Annotated in this window: 9 protein-coding genes; 4 read left to right on the top strand and 5 right to left on the bottom strand. The window is 70.2% G+C overall.

The window, feature by feature from the left end; all coding sequences use genetic code 11:
• Positions 1–22 precede the first annotated feature (22 nt).
• The gene (locus HZ992_RS07150; RefSeq protein WP_209385978.1) at positions 23–1,981 is read right to left on the bottom strand and encodes a bifunctional acetyl-CoA hydrolase/transferase family protein/GNAT family N-acetyltransferase; all 1,959 of its coding nucleotides are present in this window, start codon (positions 1,979–1,981) and stop codon (positions 23–25) included.
• Positions 1,982–2,173: 192 nt separating this feature from the next.
• Between HZ992_RS07150 and HZ992_RS07145 the strand changes: the two genes are divergently transcribed.
• The 4 genes from HZ992_RS07145 to HZ992_RS07130 all read left to right on the top strand — a co-directional run bounded on the left by HZ992_RS07145 (position 2,174) and on the right by HZ992_RS07130 (position 10,638).
• A complete protein-coding gene (locus HZ992_RS07145) occupies positions 2,174–4,078 on the top strand; it encodes a patatin-like phospholipase family protein (RefSeq protein ID WP_209385977.1) in 1,905 nt (634 codons plus the stop codon).
• A 102-nt stretch (positions 4,079–4,180) separates the two neighbouring features.
• Positions 4,181–6,010, top strand: a complete 1,830-nt coding sequence (gene glsA / locus HZ992_RS07140; RefSeq protein WP_209385976.1) for a glutaminase A — start codon at positions 4,181–4,183, stop codon at positions 6,008–6,010.
• A gap of 231 nt (positions 6,011–6,241) precedes the next feature.
• Complete coding sequence (locus tag HZ992_RS07135; RefSeq protein WP_209385975.1) at positions 6,242–8,314, top strand: putative bifunctional diguanylate cyclase/phosphodiesterase; 2,073 nt, start codon at positions 6,242–6,244, stop codon at positions 8,312–8,314.
• Positions 8,311–10,638, top strand: coding sequence for a putative bifunctional diguanylate cyclase/phosphodiesterase (locus HZ992_RS07130; protein WP_209385974.1), 2,328 nt, complete (start codon positions 8,311–8,313; stop codon positions 10,636–10,638). Before HZ992_RS07135 ends, HZ992_RS07130 begins: the two co-directional genes overlap by 4 nt.
• A gap of 33 nt (positions 10,639–10,671) precedes the next feature.
• Here HZ992_RS07130 and HZ992_RS07125 read toward each other — a convergent pair whose 3' ends face one another.
• From HZ992_RS07125 to HZ992_RS07110, 4 genes are read right to left on the bottom strand one after another with little or no spacing between them, the layout of a single operon-like run.
• Complete coding sequence (locus HZ992_RS07125; RefSeq protein WP_209385973.1) at positions 10,672–11,544, bottom strand: beta-keto acid cleavage family enzyme; 873 nt, start codon at positions 11,542–11,544, stop codon at positions 10,672–10,674.
• 10 nt (positions 11,545–11,554) lie between these two features.
• On the bottom strand, positions 11,555–13,519 hold the full coding sequence (locus HZ992_RS07120) for an acetyl/propionyl/methylcrotonyl-CoA carboxylase subunit alpha (RefSeq protein ID WP_209385972.1): 1,965 nt from the start codon (positions 13,517–13,519) through the stop codon (positions 11,555–11,557).
• Positions 13,516–14,310: an enoyl-CoA hydratase/isomerase family protein gene (locus tag HZ992_RS07115; protein WP_209385971.1), complete on the bottom strand. Its 795-nt coding sequence runs from the start codon at positions 14,308–14,310 to the stop codon at positions 13,516–13,518. The genes HZ992_RS07120 and HZ992_RS07115 overlap by 4 nt, the downstream gene beginning before the upstream one ends.
• Complete coding sequence (locus HZ992_RS07110; RefSeq protein WP_209385970.1) at positions 14,307–15,461, bottom strand: acyl-CoA dehydrogenase family protein; 1,155 nt, start codon at positions 15,459–15,461, stop codon at positions 14,307–14,309. Before HZ992_RS07110 ends, HZ992_RS07115 begins: the two co-directional genes overlap by 4 nt.
• Between the last annotated feature and the right edge of the window lie 5 nt (positions 15,462–15,466).

Below are 15,466 nucleotides of genomic sequence, written 5' to 3'. Positions count from 1 at the left end.
TTCGCTCAACCGGCCCCCCCGCTCAGAACAGCGCCGTCACGCGAACCGTGCTGCCCATGCTCTCGGTGCTGACGCTCGACCAGCCGCCCTTGGCCAGGCGGATCATCGCGTCGTTGGTCGACATGATCTCCGCGACGAAGCCGCGCACGCCGCGCCGCCTGGCGTCGTTCATCATGCGCAGCTGCAGCGCCGTGCCCAGGCCGCAGCCCTGCCACTCAGGGCTGACGATGAAGGCCGTCTCGGCCAGGTTGGTCGAGGGGTCGATGAAGTAGCAGGCCTGGCCGACGATCTGCGGGTTCTCGCGCGGGCCGGTGGCGGCGACGAAGCCGACCTCGGTCTCGAAGTTGAGGTTGCACAGCCGCTGCACGTCCTGGTTCGACAGGCTGCGCACGTTGCGGAAGAAGCGCGTGTAGACGTCGCGCTCCGACAGGCTGTGGAAGAGCGTTCGGATGCCTTCCGCATCGCCGGCCGTCGAGGGGCGAAGCAGCACCGAGCGGCCGCCCTTGAGCGCGACCGTCTCTTCCTCCTGCACCGGGTAGGCGCGCATGTTCTTCAGCGTCTGGCCGGCCGGCAGCAGGCCCAGCACCTGCGCCTGCGCGAACAGCTCGGCGCGGAACTTCGGGTGCGCCACCTCGATGAGCGAGATGGCGCGCTCGCGCATCGACTTGCCGAACAGGTAGGCGATGCCGTACTCGGTGACCACGTAGTGCACGTCGCTCCGCGCGATGGTCACTCCCTCGCCAGCGAGAAGCTGCACGCGGATGCGTGAGCTGGTTCCGGCTGCGTCAGTCGACGGCAGGCAGATGATCGGCTTGCCGCCGGGCGAGCGCGAGGCACCGCGCAGGAACTCACCCTGCGCCGCCAGGCCGCTGTAGTACTCGCCGTCGAGCTGGTCGGCGCAGACCTGGCCGGACAGGTCGATCGCGAAGGCCTGCGTCACCGACACCATGCGGTGCTGCGCGGCGATCACCGAAGGCTGGCAGACCGCCTCGATCGGCTGGAACGAGAACAGCGGGTTGCGGTCGATCAGGTCATACAGGCGCCGCGAGCCCATCGCGAAGCTGGTGACGATCTGCCCGCGCTGGTCGGTCTTGCGGCGACCGTTGAGGATGCCGCGCTCGAGCAGCGGAATGATCGCATCAGTGATGACGTCGGAGTGGATGCCCAGGTCGCTGCGGTCGGCGAGGTACTTCAGCGCCTCGTTGGTGACGCGGCCCAGGCCGATCTGCAGTGTCGAGCCGTCGTCGATGATGCCGGAGATGTAGCGCGCGATCTGCTCGACCACCTCGCCGGGCAGGGCGTCGTGCTGGTACTCGATCACCGGCGTTTCTATCGGCACCAGCCAGTCGATCTCGTCGACGTGCAGCATCGAGTGGCCCATCGTGCAGGGCATGGCCGGGTTGACTTCGGCGATCACCAGCCGCGCCTTGGCCACCGCCGCCGGCGCGATGTCCACCGACACGCCCAGGCTCACGTAGCCGAAGGCATCGGGCAGCGACACCTGGATCAGTGCCACGTCGACCGGGATGCGCCCGTTGGCGATGAGCTGCGGCACGCGCGCGATCGACATCGGCACGTACTCGGCCAGGCCCTGGCGCACCGCGGCGCGCAGGTCGGCGCCGACGAAGAAGCAGCGGTGCCGGTAGGCCGTGGTGGCCTGGCCTTGCGCATCGTGCGGCACGGCTTGGTCGGTGAGGAAGTGCAGCAGTTCGACGTCGCCCGGCTTCGGGCTGCGCGTTTCCAGCGCATGCACCAGCGCACGCGGCGTGGCGCAGGCGGTGCCCACGAAGACGTGTTCGCCGTGGCGAATGTGCGCCACGGCCTCGGCGGCGCTGCACAGCTTGGCGGCATGGGCCTGCAGCAGCGCAGGCAACGGTGCCGGCGCGTCTGCGTCGGCGTGTCCGCCGGCGAAGCGTTCGCGCAGCGACTGCACCAACCGCGACATCAGGCCCGGGGCCATTGCGGGCGTGTCTTCATTCATGGCCGGATCCTGATGGATGAAGACATTCCTGGCACGGCATGTCGGCGGTGAGTCTCTTGTTGGTTTGGCCCATTCTCGCCCAGAGCCCGTCACTGCGCAGCGTCCGTGATAGCCCCGGGTTTTCCCGCGCGCGCCTTGCATCAGAATCGCGACGCACCCACGGAATCCACCTTGCCCGACACCGGATCTGCCATGCCCTCCGCCGGCCCTCGCCCGCCGCACCAGGACGACCTGCTGCTGCATCACCTGCGAACCTTCCTGGGCATCATCGACGCGCAGGCCATCGATGCGGTGCGCGGCCGCGTGCGCTGGATGCAACTGGCCGGAGGCGAGACGCTGATGCGCCAGGGCGAGCCCGGCGACGCGCTGTACCTGCTGGTCAGCGGCCGGCTGCGCGTCTACATCGAGGAAGACGGCGTGCGCCGCGTGGTGCGCGAGGTGTCGCGCGGCGAGGTCGTCGGCGAGATGAGCCTGATCACCGACGCGCCGCGCTCGGCCACGCTGGTGGCGATCCGCGACTCGGTGCTGGTGAGCCTGGGCAAGGACGACTTCGCCAACCTGCAGTCGCACAGCCCGCAGGTCACGCTGGCGCTGACGCGGCAGATCATCGCGCGGCTGCGCACCGAGCACGACCGCACGGTGATGGACCGGCCGGTGACGATGGCGCTCTTGCCCGTGAGCGCCGGCATCGACAGCGCGGCCTTCGCCCAGTCGCTGGCTCGCGAACTCTCGGCGCACGGCAAGGTGGGCGTGCTCGATGCCGCGGGCGTCGATGCCCAGCTCAAGGCCCTCGGCCTGCCGAGCATGGCCGTCGACGACGAGCGTGCGCAGCGCGGCGTGGCGATGCTGTTCGACGAGTTCGAAGGCACGCACGACTACGTGCTGCTGGTCGGCGACGGCGCTCCGACCGACTGGACGCACCGGTGCACGCGTCACGCTGACGAGATCCTGCTGCTGGCGGCGGCCGAGGCCGAGCCGGTGGTTCACACCAGCGAGCAGGCCTTCCTGGTCGATCGGCCGCCGCATGCAGAGGCGGCGGAGATCCTGGTGCTGATGCACGACGCAGGCACGGCGATGCCGCGCGGCACGTCGCGCTGGCTGGCGCGCCGGCCGGTCAACGACCACGTGCACCTGCGCCGCGGCCACGAGGGCGACATGGCGCGGCTGGCGCGCATCCAGTCACGCAACGCGGTCGGCCTGGTGCTGGCCGGCGGCGGCGCGCGGGGCTTTGCGCACCTGGGCGTGTTCCGCGCCTTGCGCGAGCACGGCATCGAGCCCGACTACGTGGGCGGCACCAGCATTGGCGCGATCATGGCTGCGCTGATCGCCACCGACCAGTCGCCGCAGCGGCTGGAAGCGACAGCGCGCGCCGAGTTCGGCCGCAACCCGACCGGCGACTTCTCGCTGCTGCCGCTGATCTCGCTGATCAAGGGCCGGCGTCTGCGCCGCATCGTCAGCCGCGCGGTGGCCGACAACATCGGCGAGGGCGCGGCCATCGAGGACCTGTGGAAGCGCTTCTTCTGCGTCGCCACCAACTTCTCGCGTGCCAGCGAGATGGTGCTGCAGCGCGGCGACCTGCTGAAGTCGCTGCTGGCCAGCACCGCCATCCCGGGCGCGTTGCCCCCGGTCATCATGGACGGCGAACTGCTGTGCGACGGCGGCACCTTCAACAACTTCCCGGTCGACGTGATGCGCGGCCTGCGCGGCGTCGGCAAGGTGATCGGCGTCGACCTCAACGCCAGCAAGCCGCGGCGCATCGAGCTGGACGAGATGCCCAGCGGATGGGCGATGCTGCTCGACCGCCTGCGGTCGCGCAAGACGCGGCGGTACCGCCTGCCGAGCCTGCCGGTGCTGCTGATCAACTCGACCATCCTGTACAGCCTGTCGCGGCAGCGCCAGGCGCGCGCGCTGACCGATCTGTACTTCAACCCGCCGCTCGACCGCGTCGGCATGCTCGACTGGAAGCGCTTCGATCAGGTGGTGCGCCAGGGCTACGAGCATGCGCTGCAGGTGCTGGGTGACCGCGTCCCCGCGCCGCCCTCGGCGGCCAGACCCGAAATGGTGCCCGGCTCCACGCCTGTGCACCAGGAACGCTAGCGGCAACGCGCCGTTCAGGGCACGAGGCGCCCGCGGGTGGTGCGGTGCCGCGCACGAAAGTTGCGATCCGCTGATGAAACCCCATCCGCGCCCGCCCATCTCGTGACATCGCCCATCCAGGACTACCTCGAGCGCCTGCACCGCGAGCTCGCCGGCATCACCGACGGCCAGGTCGCCACCTACATCCCCGAGCTTGCCAAGGCCGACCCGGCAGGCTTCGGCATCGCCATTGCCACTGTCGATGGCCGCGTCTACGAGGTCGGCTCGACGCACATGCCCTTCACCATCCAGTCGATCTCCAAGCCGCTGGTCTACGGCGTCGCGCTGGAGGACCGCGGCGTGGACCACGTGCGCCGCACCGTCGGTGTCGAGCCCTCGGGCGATGCTTTCAACTCCATCAGCCTGGAGCCGGAGACGGGCCGGCCGATGAACCCGATGATCAACGCCGGCGCCATCGCCACCTCGTCGCTGGTGGCCGGCGCGACACGCGAGCAGCGGCTCGCGCGCGTGCTCGCGGCCATGTCGGCCTACGCCGGCCGGGCGCTCGGCATCGACGAGGCGGTGTTCGAATCGGAGCGCGCCACCGGCCACCGCAACCGCGCCATCGGCCACATGCTGCGCAACTACGACATCGTCACCGAGGACCCGGAAGAGGCGCTCGACCTCTACTTCCGCCAGTGCTCGGTCCTGATCGACTGCCGCGACCTGGCGCTGATGGCCGCCACGCTGGCCAACGGCGGCACGAATCCCGTCACCGGCGCGAGCGCCGTGCGCAGCGAGTTCGTCGGCCCCATCCTCAGCGTGATGGCCACCTGCGGCGTCTACGACTTCACCGGCGAATGGGTCTACCGTGTCGGGCTGCCGGCCAAGAGCGGCGTGGGCGGAGGCATCATGGCCGTGCTGCCGGGGCAGCTGGGCATCGCCGTGTACTCGCCGGCGCTGGACGAGCGCGGCAACAGCGTGCGCGGCGTGAAGGCCTGCGAGACCATCTCGCGCGACCTCGGCCTGCACTTCCTGCAGCCGCCGCGCGCCTCGGTGTCGACGGTGCGCGCGAGCTACACGCTGGCCGAGCTGCGCTCCAAGCGCCGACGCTCGGCGGCCGAGAACAGCCTGCTCGCCGAGCACGGTGCCGCGGCGCGCGTGTTCGAGCTGCAGGGCGACCTGCGCTTCGCGACCATCGAGCCGGTGCTGCATGCCATCGTCGACGACCCGCGGCCGCTGCAGTTCGCGGTGCTGGACTTCAAGCGCGTCAGCCATGTCGACGGTGCCGCCACGCGCATGCTTGCCGCGCTGATCGGTCGCTGCGCCGGACGCGGCCAGCACGTGGTACTGACCCGCGTGCGGCGCGGCGAACTGCTCGCGGCGCTGGACACCGAGATCGACCCGCGCAACGCGCGCGCGCTGAGCTTCCAGCCGCAGCTCGACCTCGGCCTGGAGTGGTGCGAACGTGCGCTGCTCGCGCAGCATGGCGGCACGCACGCCAGCAGCGCGATCGACCGCCTGGCCGATCACCGCCTGTGCGAAGGCGCCGCGCCGGAGGATGTCGCTTTCCTCGAGACGCTGGTCTCGCGCGTGCAGTCGGAGCCGGGCGCGCTGCTGGTGCGCCGCGGCGACCCGGCCGATGCGATCTACTTCCTGATGCGCGGCGAGGTGAGCGTGGTCGTCGATCTGCCCGGCGGCGGCCAGAAGCGCCTGTCGACGCTGTCGGCAGGCATGAGCTTCGGCGAGATGGCCTTGCTCGCCGGCGGCCAGCGCTCGGCCAGCGCGCGCGCCGACACGCCGGTCGACTGCTGCACGCTGGACCGTGAGGCCTTCGCGCGCCTGGAAACCGAGCGCCCGGCCCTCGCGCTGCGCCTGCTGCGCAACCTGCTGCAGGGCACGCTGCAGACCGCCGTGCAGCTCACCGGCGAAGTGGCCGCACTCGAAGGCTGATACTCGAGCGGTTCGGGCGGCCAGCCTGGGCAGAACGGCGGTCCTCGCAGATCGCCGACCAGCGCATGCCGTCTCGCCCATCCGTGGCGCTTTCCCGGCAGCTTGTCACGGCCGTGCACATGCCGGGCCGTTCGCCGCTGCTGACTCGCTCAAGATCGGTGCGCCGTTGCCGAAATGTCCCCATCCCCCCGTCTGCCGAGACCCATGCCCCCGCTTGCAGCCGCATCCCCGGTGTCGTCACACCGACCGCGCCCCTTTCGGCTGACGCGCTACTTCTCGCTGGCCAGCCTCGCGGGCATCCTGCTGGTCACGGCCAGCCTGTTCTGGACCTTCCGCGCGCTGACGGAACGCCACCTGCTCGATCAGCAAAGCCGCTCGAACGCCGAGCTCACGCGAGCATTCGCCAACTCGGTCTGGGGTCGCTACCGCGTCTTCGTGGCCACGTCGACGGGGCGCTCCCGCGACGACTTGCTGGCCGATGCCGCGCTGGCCGGCCTGCGCGCCGATGTGCTGACCAAGATGCACGGCCTGTCGATCGCCAAGGTGAAGATCTACAACCTCGCCGGCACCACGGTGTTCTCCACCGACGCATCCCAGATCGGCGAAGACAAGAGCGGCAACCAGGGCTTCAACGACGCTCGCGCGGGCGGCGTGGCCAGCCAGATCACCTACCGCGAGCGCTTTGATGCATTCGAAGGCGTCATCAACAACCGCAACCTGATCGCCTCGTACGTACCGATCCGGATCTCCGCCGACTCACCGGTCGAAGGCGTGTTCGAGGTCTATGCCGACGTGACCGAACTGATCGACAAGCAGCACCGCGCGCAATGGCAGGTGGCTGCCATCGTGCTCATGCTGCTGGGCACGCTGTATGGTTTCCTGCTGATCGTGGTGCGCAAGGCCGACGGGATCATCGCGGCGCAAGAGGCCGAGCGGGCGGCCAAGGAAGAGCAGGTACGCCATCAGGCCTACCACGATGCGCTGACCGGGCTGCCCAACCGAGCCTACTTCTCCGAGCGCCTGTCCGAGGCGGTATCGCTGGCGGCACGCCACGGCCACAACTGCGGCCTGATGTTCATCGACCTGGACCGCTTCAAGATCGTCAACGACAGCCTCGGCCACCCGGCCGGCGACGCCCTGCTCCGGGCGGTGTCCGAGCGCATCCACCAGTGCCTGCGCGGCAGCGACCTGCTGTTCCGGATGGGCGGCGACGAGTTCACCGTCATCCTGCCGCAAGTCGGCTTGCCCGAAGACGCCGCTTACGTGGCACGGCGGATCACCGCGGCAGTGGCTCAGCCGGTGACGGTGCAGGGACACGAACTGACCGTTGGCGCCACCATCGGCATCGCCGTGTTCCCCGCCGACGGGCAGAGTGCCGAAGCGCTGGTGAAGAACGCTGACGCGGCCATGTACGCCGCCAAGGAAGGCGGCCGCGGCACCCATGCCTTCTACAGCGCCGACATGAACCAGCGTTCGCTCCAGCGACTTGACCTCGAGTGCGCGTTGAAGAAGGGCTTCCGCGACGGCGAGTTCGAGCTCCACTACCAGCCCCGCATCGATGCCGCCACGCGCCGCGTGGTCGCTCTCGAGGCCCTGCTTCGCTGGGCCAGCCCGACGCGCGGCCTGGTGCTGCCCGGCATGTTCATCGGCACGCTCGAGGACACCGGCATGATGCCCATCGTCGGTGAATGGGTGCTGCGCACGGCCTGCGCGCAGACGCGTGCCTGGCACGAGGCCGGCATGGCGCCGTTGCGGGTGTCGGTGAACGTCTCGACTTCGCAGTTCCAGAGCGACACTTTCGTCCCCATGGTGCGGCGCGTGCTCGCCGAAAGCGGCGCCGTGCCCGCGCAGCTCGAGCTGGAGCTGACCGAATCGCTGCTGATCGCCCACGCCGATCGGGCCCGCACCACCATTGCCGAGCTCAAGGCGATGGGTCTGCGAATCTCGATCGACGATTTCGGCACCGGCTATTCATCGCTGAACTACCTGCGCCATCTGGATGTCGACTTCCTGAAGATCGATCGCAGTTTCGTGACCGACATCGCCAGCAATCCGCGCGACCGCGCCGTGGCCAGTGCCATCATCGAACTCGCCGGCGCCCTGGACATCGCCGTGGTCGCCGAGGGCGTGGAGACGCAGGCGCAGGCGGCCTTCTTCAGCTCGACCCCTTGCGCCGAACTGCAGGGCTTTCTCTTCTGCCGCCCCCTGCCGGCCCAGCGGGTGATGGGTTTCGTCGCCGAGGAGCAGCAGAGCCTCTCCAGCGTTCGGGCTCAACCGGGCGATGCCACCGGGCTGCCTGCGTGAGCGCACCCCCCCTCGGTCTCGCCGGCCTGCGCGCCGGCATCGCCGACCTGTACGGCGGCACCGGCCATGTGGCGGCGCAGTTGCGCGGCGCGCAGCTCCACTCCGTCCTGCGGCTGACGCCCTACGCGATGCTGGCCAATCTGGGCAGCGGCGCGCTGGTCGTCTGGGCCTTCCACGACGACAGGCCCACGGGCATGCTGGCCTGGCTGGGCATCCTGCTGCTGGTGCTCGGGCTGGCCACGCTGAGCTGGCTGCGCCGCGGCGGGCGTGCGCTCCACACCGCCCGGCCGCGCGCACTGCACCGCGCCACCGTGCATGCCGCGCTGCTCGCCGGCATCTGGGCCGTCGTGCCGCTGCTGTGGTTCCCGGGGGCGTCTCCGGCGCAGCAGCTGCTCGTGGCCACGCTGTTCACCGGCATGCTCGGCGCGGGCACGTTCATGCTCAGCCCGTTGCCGCTGGCCGCACTGGCCTACGCGGCCGTCTACTCGGTGGCCTCGCTCGGCGCGCTCTGGCGCGCTGCCGAACCGACCTACCACGCCGTCGCCGCGCTGCTGGCGATGTACGCCCCGATGGTGATGCTGGGCTCGCTGGCCAGCTGGCGCAAGTCGATGGCCCTGCTGCGCTCACAGACCGACGCGGTGCGGCAGGAACGCATGTTGTCGGTGCTGCTGCAGGACTTCGAGCAGCACGCCGACGAAGCCCTCTGGGAGACGAGCACAGGCGGTCACCTCAACCACCTCTCGCCGCGTCTGGCCGCGCTGCTGGGCGTCAACGACGCCGACATCCGCTCGCGTTCTCTGCTGGCGCTGCTGGAGCGCCGCGCCGTCTCGGGCCTGGACGAACTCCAGCAGGCGCTGGACGACGGCCACCCTTTCCGTGACCAGCGCCTCTCGGTCAAGGACGGTGACGGCGTGCGCCACCTTTCGTTCAACGGCAAGCGGCTGCTCGACGACCGCGGCCGCACGCTCGGCTGGCGCGGCGTGATCGCCGACGTGACCGACAAGTTCGAGACCGAGCTGCGCCTGCTCCAGCTGGCCCACACCGATTCGCTCACCGGTCTGGCCAACAGATTCATGCTGCGCGATGCGCTGGCCAGCGCCTTGCGCGCGGGCCGGCCCGGCGCACTGCTGATGGTGGACCTCGATCACTTCAAGATCGTCAACGACAGCCTCGGCCACAGCGCTGGCGACGAGCTGCTCAAGTGCGTGGCACAGCGCCTGCGCGACAGCCTGCGCACCGGCGACACCGTGGCACGGCTGGGCGGCGACGAATTCGCCGTGGTCATGACGCATTCCGGCGCGGCCGACGAAGCCGGTGTGCTGGCCCAGCGGCTGATCGATGCGCTTGAGCTTCCGATCGACGTGCAGGGCCGGCACTTGCGCGTGGGGGCGAGCGTCGGCGTGGCGATGTTCGGCGAGAACGAAGTTGGCGTCGACGACCTGCTGGTGCGCGCCGACACCGCGCTCTACGCCGCCAAGGAAGACGGCCGCGGCCGGCTGGCGCTGTACTCGCCCGAGATGGGCGCGAACAGTCGCCGTCGTGTCGACATCGAGGCCGGCCTGCGCTTTGCCATTGCGAACGACCAGCTCGCCATGCACTGGCAGCCCAAGGTCGACATCGCGGAATGGCAGATCGTCGGTGCCGAGGCGCTGATGCGCTGGGAGCACCCCGTGCTCGGCCGCGTCAGCCCGGTGGAGTTCATCCCCGTGGCCGAGCAGACCGGCCTGATCGACGACCTCGGCCGCTGGGCGCTCCGTGAAGCCTGCCGCGCCGCCACCGGTCCGCTGGCCGGAATGTGCGTGTCGGTCAACGTGTCGCCGGCGCAATTGCGCGACGCTCGCTTCGTCACGCACGTGCGCGACGCGCTGCGCGAGTTCGAGATGACGCCGGCAATGCTCGAGCTCGAGATCACCGAGTCGGTGCTGATGGAAGACATCCACGGCGCGCTGGAGCAGCTGCATGCGCTGCGCGGCCTGGGCGTGCGCGTCGCGCTCGACGACTTCGGCACCGGCTACTCGTCGCTGGCCTACCTGCGGCGCTTTCCGTTCGACACGCTGAAGATCGACCGCGCCTTCGTCAACGAGGTGCTGCTTCGCAAGGACGCGCGCGCCATCGTGCAGATGATCGCGCAGCTCGCCGCCACGCTGGGCATGCGCACCGTCTGCGAAGGCGTGGAATCAGCCCAGCAGCTCGCCGTGGTGGCCAAGGCCGGCTGCCACGAAGTGCAGGGCTACCTGGTCTCGCCGCCCAAGCCGCTGGCCGAGCTGGTGAAGTTCGCCGCAGGCTGGAAGCCGCACGCGCCGGAGATGAACACGCTGCACTGAACCGCCGCCTGCGGCCGGCGGCCACGCGGTCGGTCAGTGCCGCAGGCCGAGCAGTTGCCTCGCCTCGGCCGGGCTGGCCACCGTGCGGCCGGCACGTTGTGCGCAAGCGGCCAGCGCCTCGATCAGCACGCCATTGCCGGTGGCACGCTGGTCGCCGGGCAGGTAGAAGGTGTCTTCCAGCCCGGTGCGCAGCATGCCGCCGAGCTCGGCGGTGCGCTGGTGCACCGGCCAGATCTCGCCGCGGCCGATCAGCGTGGTCTGCCACACGCTGCCCGGCTTCACCCAGCGCGGCAGCAGGGCCAGCAGGTCGGCGTCGCAGGGCATGCCCGAGGCCACGCCCATCACGAAGTTGTATTCGGGCGTGCCCATCTCCGGCTTGAGCATGCCGGCCTCGAGGTACATGCCGACCGAGCGCACGATGCCCACGTCGAAGCACTCGAACTCCGGGTGTACGCCATACTCCTGCATCACGTCGAGGAACTGCTGCACCTTGGGCACCGGGTTGTCGAACACCATCGGCGGCCAGGCCCATTGCCCGTCGGACTTGATCTTCAGGTAGTTCAGGCTGCCGGCATTGCAGGCGGCGATCTCGGGCTTGACGCGGCGGATGCACTCCAGCGGCCCGGAGACGTCCTTGCCGATCACGCCGGTGGTCAGGTTGATGATCACGCCGGGGCAGGCGGCTCGGATGGCATTCACCACCGACTCGGCCACGTCCGGATCCCAGCTCGGCATGTGGCCCAGGCCCTCCTCCTGCATGCGCAGGTGCACATGCATGATCGAGGCACCGGCGTTGAAGGCGTCGCGCGCCTCGGCGGCCATCTGCGCGGGCGTGACCGGCACAGGATGCTGCTTCGGGTTGGTCAGCACGCCGGTCAGCGCGCAGGTGAGGATGGCCTTGTCCACGTGCTCTCCGTCATTCGGCGGCCGCGGCCGCCAGTTCGAGTTCCACCAGCAGCGCGCCCGAAGCCACCTGCTGCCCGGCCTGCACCACGACGCGCACGACGCGGCCCGCGGCGCCGGCGGGGACCCACATCTCCATCTTCATCGCCTCGACGCACACGAGCGGTTGGCCGGCGGCGACCCTGTCGCCCGGCTGGACGGCCAGCTTGGCAACGACGCCGGCCACCGGCGCCAGGGCGCGGCCCGCGTCGGCGTGGTGTTCGGACTGCGGCACCGGCGAAGGCTCGTCGAAGACGAAGACATGCGCCTCCCGTGCCAGATGCAGCGCCCCACCCTGCCAGACCGCCACGGCGCGGCGCGCGACACCGTCCCATGCATAACGCAGTTGGCGTTCGCCGCTGGCCAGCAAGCGCAGCTCATGCGCCACGCCGTCGAGCGTGACCTGCACGCTGCCGTCGCGCCGCGGCCGCACGCGGGGCGTGCGGTGCCGGCCTTCCAGCTGCAACGGCAGGTCGCAGGCCGCCACGCTCTCCGGCCGCTGCATGGCGCCCTCGCGCAGTGCGAAGGCGGCGGCGGCCAGGCACCAGTCTTCATCGCTGGCCACCGGCCGCTGCATCAGCGGCACGCCGTCGCGCTGCCAGTCGTCGAGCAACTGCGTGGTCATCTCGCCGCGGCGGAATGCGGCATGGTCGAGCAGCTCGCGCAGGAAGTGCGCGTTGTGGCGCAGGCCGAGCAGCGGCGCAGCCGCGAGCGCGGCGCGCAGGCGGCGGATCGCGTCGGCGCGGTCGCGGCCATGCGCGATCAGCTTGGCAACCATGGCGTCGTAGTACGGGCCGATCACGCTGCCTTCGGCCAGCCCATGGTCGATGCGAACGCCCGGCTGCAGCGCCGCCTCGGGTTGCCAGTGGATCACCGTACCGGTCTGTGGCGCGAAGCCGGCGTACGGGTCTTCGGTGTACAGGCGCACCTCGATGGCATGGCCCTGCATCGCCACCTGTTCCTGATTCAGAGGCAGCGGCTCGCCGGCGGCGATGCGCAATTGCCACTCGACCAGGTCCAGCCCCGTCACCATCTCGGTGACCGGGTGCTCGACCTGCAGCCGCGTGTTCATCTCGAGGAAGTAGTGGCGGCCCGTCTGGTCGAGGATGAACTCCACGGTGCCTGCGCCCACGTAGCCCACGGCGCGCGCCGCCGCCACCGCGTCGTGGCCCATCGCCGCGCGCAGTTCGGGCGAGACCACCGGCGAGGGCGACTCCTCGATGACCTTCTGGCGCCGCCGCTGCGCGCTGCAGTCGCGCTCGCCAAGGTGGATGACGTGGCCGTGCGCATCGGCAAACACCTGGATCTCGATGTGGCGGCCATGCTCGACGAGCCGCTCCAGCATCAGCGTGTCGTCGCCGAAGGCGCCCTTCGCCTCGCGCCGCGCGCCGGCCAGTGCCTCGCCGATCTCGTCGGCAGAACGCATCAGGCGCATGCCGCGCCCGCCGCCGCCGGCCACCGCCTTGACCAGCAGCGGGAAGCCCAGCTTCAGGGCCTCGGCGTGCAACGTCGCATCGTCCTGCGCGTGGCCCAGGTAACCCGGCGCACAGGGCACGCCGGCATCGTGCAAACGCCGCTTGGCCAGGGCCTTGTCACCCATCGCGGTGATGGCCGCGGGCGGCGGGCCGATGAACACCAGCCCCGCATCGAGGCAGGCCTGCGCGAAGGCGGCGTTCTCGCTGAGAAACCCGTAGCCCGGGTGCACGCCATCGGCACCGCTGCGGCGCGCCGCGTCGAGCAGCGCGGCGACGTTCAGGTAGGAGTCGGCCGCCGGCGCCGGGCCGATGCGCACCGCCTCGTCGGCCTGCAACACATGCGGCGCGCCGGCATCGGCGTCGCTGTAGACAGCCACCGTGCGATAGCCGAGCGCACGCGCCGTGCGGATCACGCGGCAGGCGATCTCGCCTCTGTTGGCGATGAGGATCTTCTCGAAGCTCACTGCGGCATCCACTTCGCCTTGCGCTTTTGCAGGAAGGCGGTCTGCCTTCGGTGCCCCTCGGCCGACAGCGCGGCACGAGAGAAGACCTCGGCGGCCTCCTGAACCAGCGAGGCCGGGCTGTGCAGCCGCGCCTTGGCGATCAGCGCCTTGGTGGCCGCCACCGCCTGTGGCGCGTTCTGCAGGATCTCGCCCAGCACGCGCTGCAACGCGGTGTCGAGTTCGGCATCGGCATGCAGTTCGTGCACCAGGCCGAGCGCCAAGGCGGCCTTCGCGTCGATGCGCCCGCCCGTCACCGCCAGCCGCCGCGCCTGCGAGGTGCCCAGCCGCTCGACGAGGTAGGGCGCGATCTGCGCCGGCACGACCCCGAGCGAAGCCTCTGGCAATCGGAACACGGCGCTCTCGCCGGCGATCGTGACGTCGGCCACGCAGGCCAGGCCGAAACCGCCGCCCATGGCCGTGCCTTCGACCACCACCACCACCGCCAGGCCGGTGCGTGCGTAATCGGCGCAGAGTTCGCCGAAGGAGGCGTTGACCGCCGCGATCGCGTTCGGGTCGGCGGCCAGCCTCATGCGCGCGGTGGCCATCTCGGTGATGTCGGCGCCGGCGCTGAAGTGCCCGCCCGCGCCGCGCAGCACCACCACGCGTACCGTGTCGTCGGCTTCCGCCTCGGCCAGCGCCTCGCGCAGCGCCAGCACCATGGCCATCGACATCGCGTTGCGCGCCTGCGGCCGGTTCAGCGTCAGGTGCAGCACCGCGCCGGCCCGGCGCGTGAGAACGACCGGCTCGCTCACTTGGCCACCTTCGGCAAGGTGCCTTCGAGCTTGCAGATGATGCCCAGCATCACCTCGTCGGCGCCGCCGCCGATCGACACGAGGCGGCTGTCGCGGTAGGCCTGCGACACCGGGTTGTCCCAGGTGAAGCCCATGCCGCCCCAGTACTGCAGGCACGCATCGGCCACTTCGCGCGACAGTCGCCCGCACTTGAGCTTGGCCATCGAGGCGAGCTTGGTGACGTCCTTGCCGCTCACGTACATCTCCACCGCGCGGTAGGTCAGCGCGCGCAGCGCCTCGACCTCGGTGCGCAGCTCGGCCAGGCGGAAGTGCACCACCTGGTTGTCGAGGATGCTCTTGCCGAAGGCCTGGCGCTGCCGCGTGTACTCGATGGTGCTGTCGATGATGCGGTCGAGACCCCGCAGCGAACTCGCAGCGCCCCACAGGCGCTCTTCCTGGAACTGCAGCATCTGGAAGGTGAAGCCCATGCCTTCCTGCCCGATCAGGTTGCGCTGCGGCACGCGCACGTTGTCGAAGAACAGCTGCGCGGTGTCCGACGAGTCCATGCCGATCTTGCGGATCTTCTGCTTGGTGATGCCCGGCGCATCCATGGGCACGACGATCAGGCTCTTGTTGCGGTGCGGCGAGCCCTCGGAGGTGTTGGCCAGCAGGCAGCACCAGTCGGCCTTCAGGCCATTGGTGATCCACATCTTCGAGCCGTTGATGACGTAGTCGCTGCCCTCCTTGCGCGCGCTGGTCTTGGCGGCCGCCACGTCGGAGCCGCCGCCGGCTTCGCTGACGCCCAGGCAGGCCACGTAGTCGCCGGCGATGGTGGGCGCGAGGTACTCGCGGCGGAGTTCGTCGGACCCGAAGCGGGCCAGCGCCGGCGTGGCCATGTCGGTCTGCACGCCGATGGCCATGGGCACGCCGCCGCAGGTGCAGTCGCCCAGCGCTTCTGCCATCACCATCGAGTAGCTGAAGTCCAGGCCCATGCCGCCGTACTCGGTCGGGTACTTGATGCCCAGCAGGCCCAGGTCGCCGAGCTTCTTGAACACCTCGTGGCTGGGGAACTCCTGCGCCGCCTCCCATTCGGGCACGTGCGGGTTGAGCTCCTTGGCGACGAACTTGCGCACCGTGTCGGCGATCTGCTCGTGCTCGGGGGTGAATTTCATCGCGG

Source organism: Rhizobacter sp. AJA081-3 (assembly GCF_017795745.1).
Lineage (GTDB): Bacteria > Pseudomonadota > Gammaproteobacteria > Burkholderiales > Burkholderiaceae_C > Piscinibacter.
Note: the sequence above shows the minus strand (reverse complement) of the source record. Positions and strands in the feature narration are given on the sequence as shown.

Excerpts from the sequence above, each read along its gene's own strand:
- HZ992_RS07110 (WP_209385970.1), bottom strand. The coding sequence starts at position 15,461 with ATGAAATTCACCCCCGAGCACGAGCAGATCGCCGACACGGTGCGCAAG.
- HZ992_RS07145 (WP_209385977.1), top strand. The coding sequence starts at position 2,174 with ATGCCCTCCGCCGGCCCTCGCCCGCCGCACCAGGACGACCTGCTGCTG.
- HZ992_RS07150 (WP_209385978.1), bottom strand. The coding sequence starts at position 1,981 with ATGAATGAAGACACGCCCGCAATGGCCCCGGGCCTGATGTCGCGGTTG.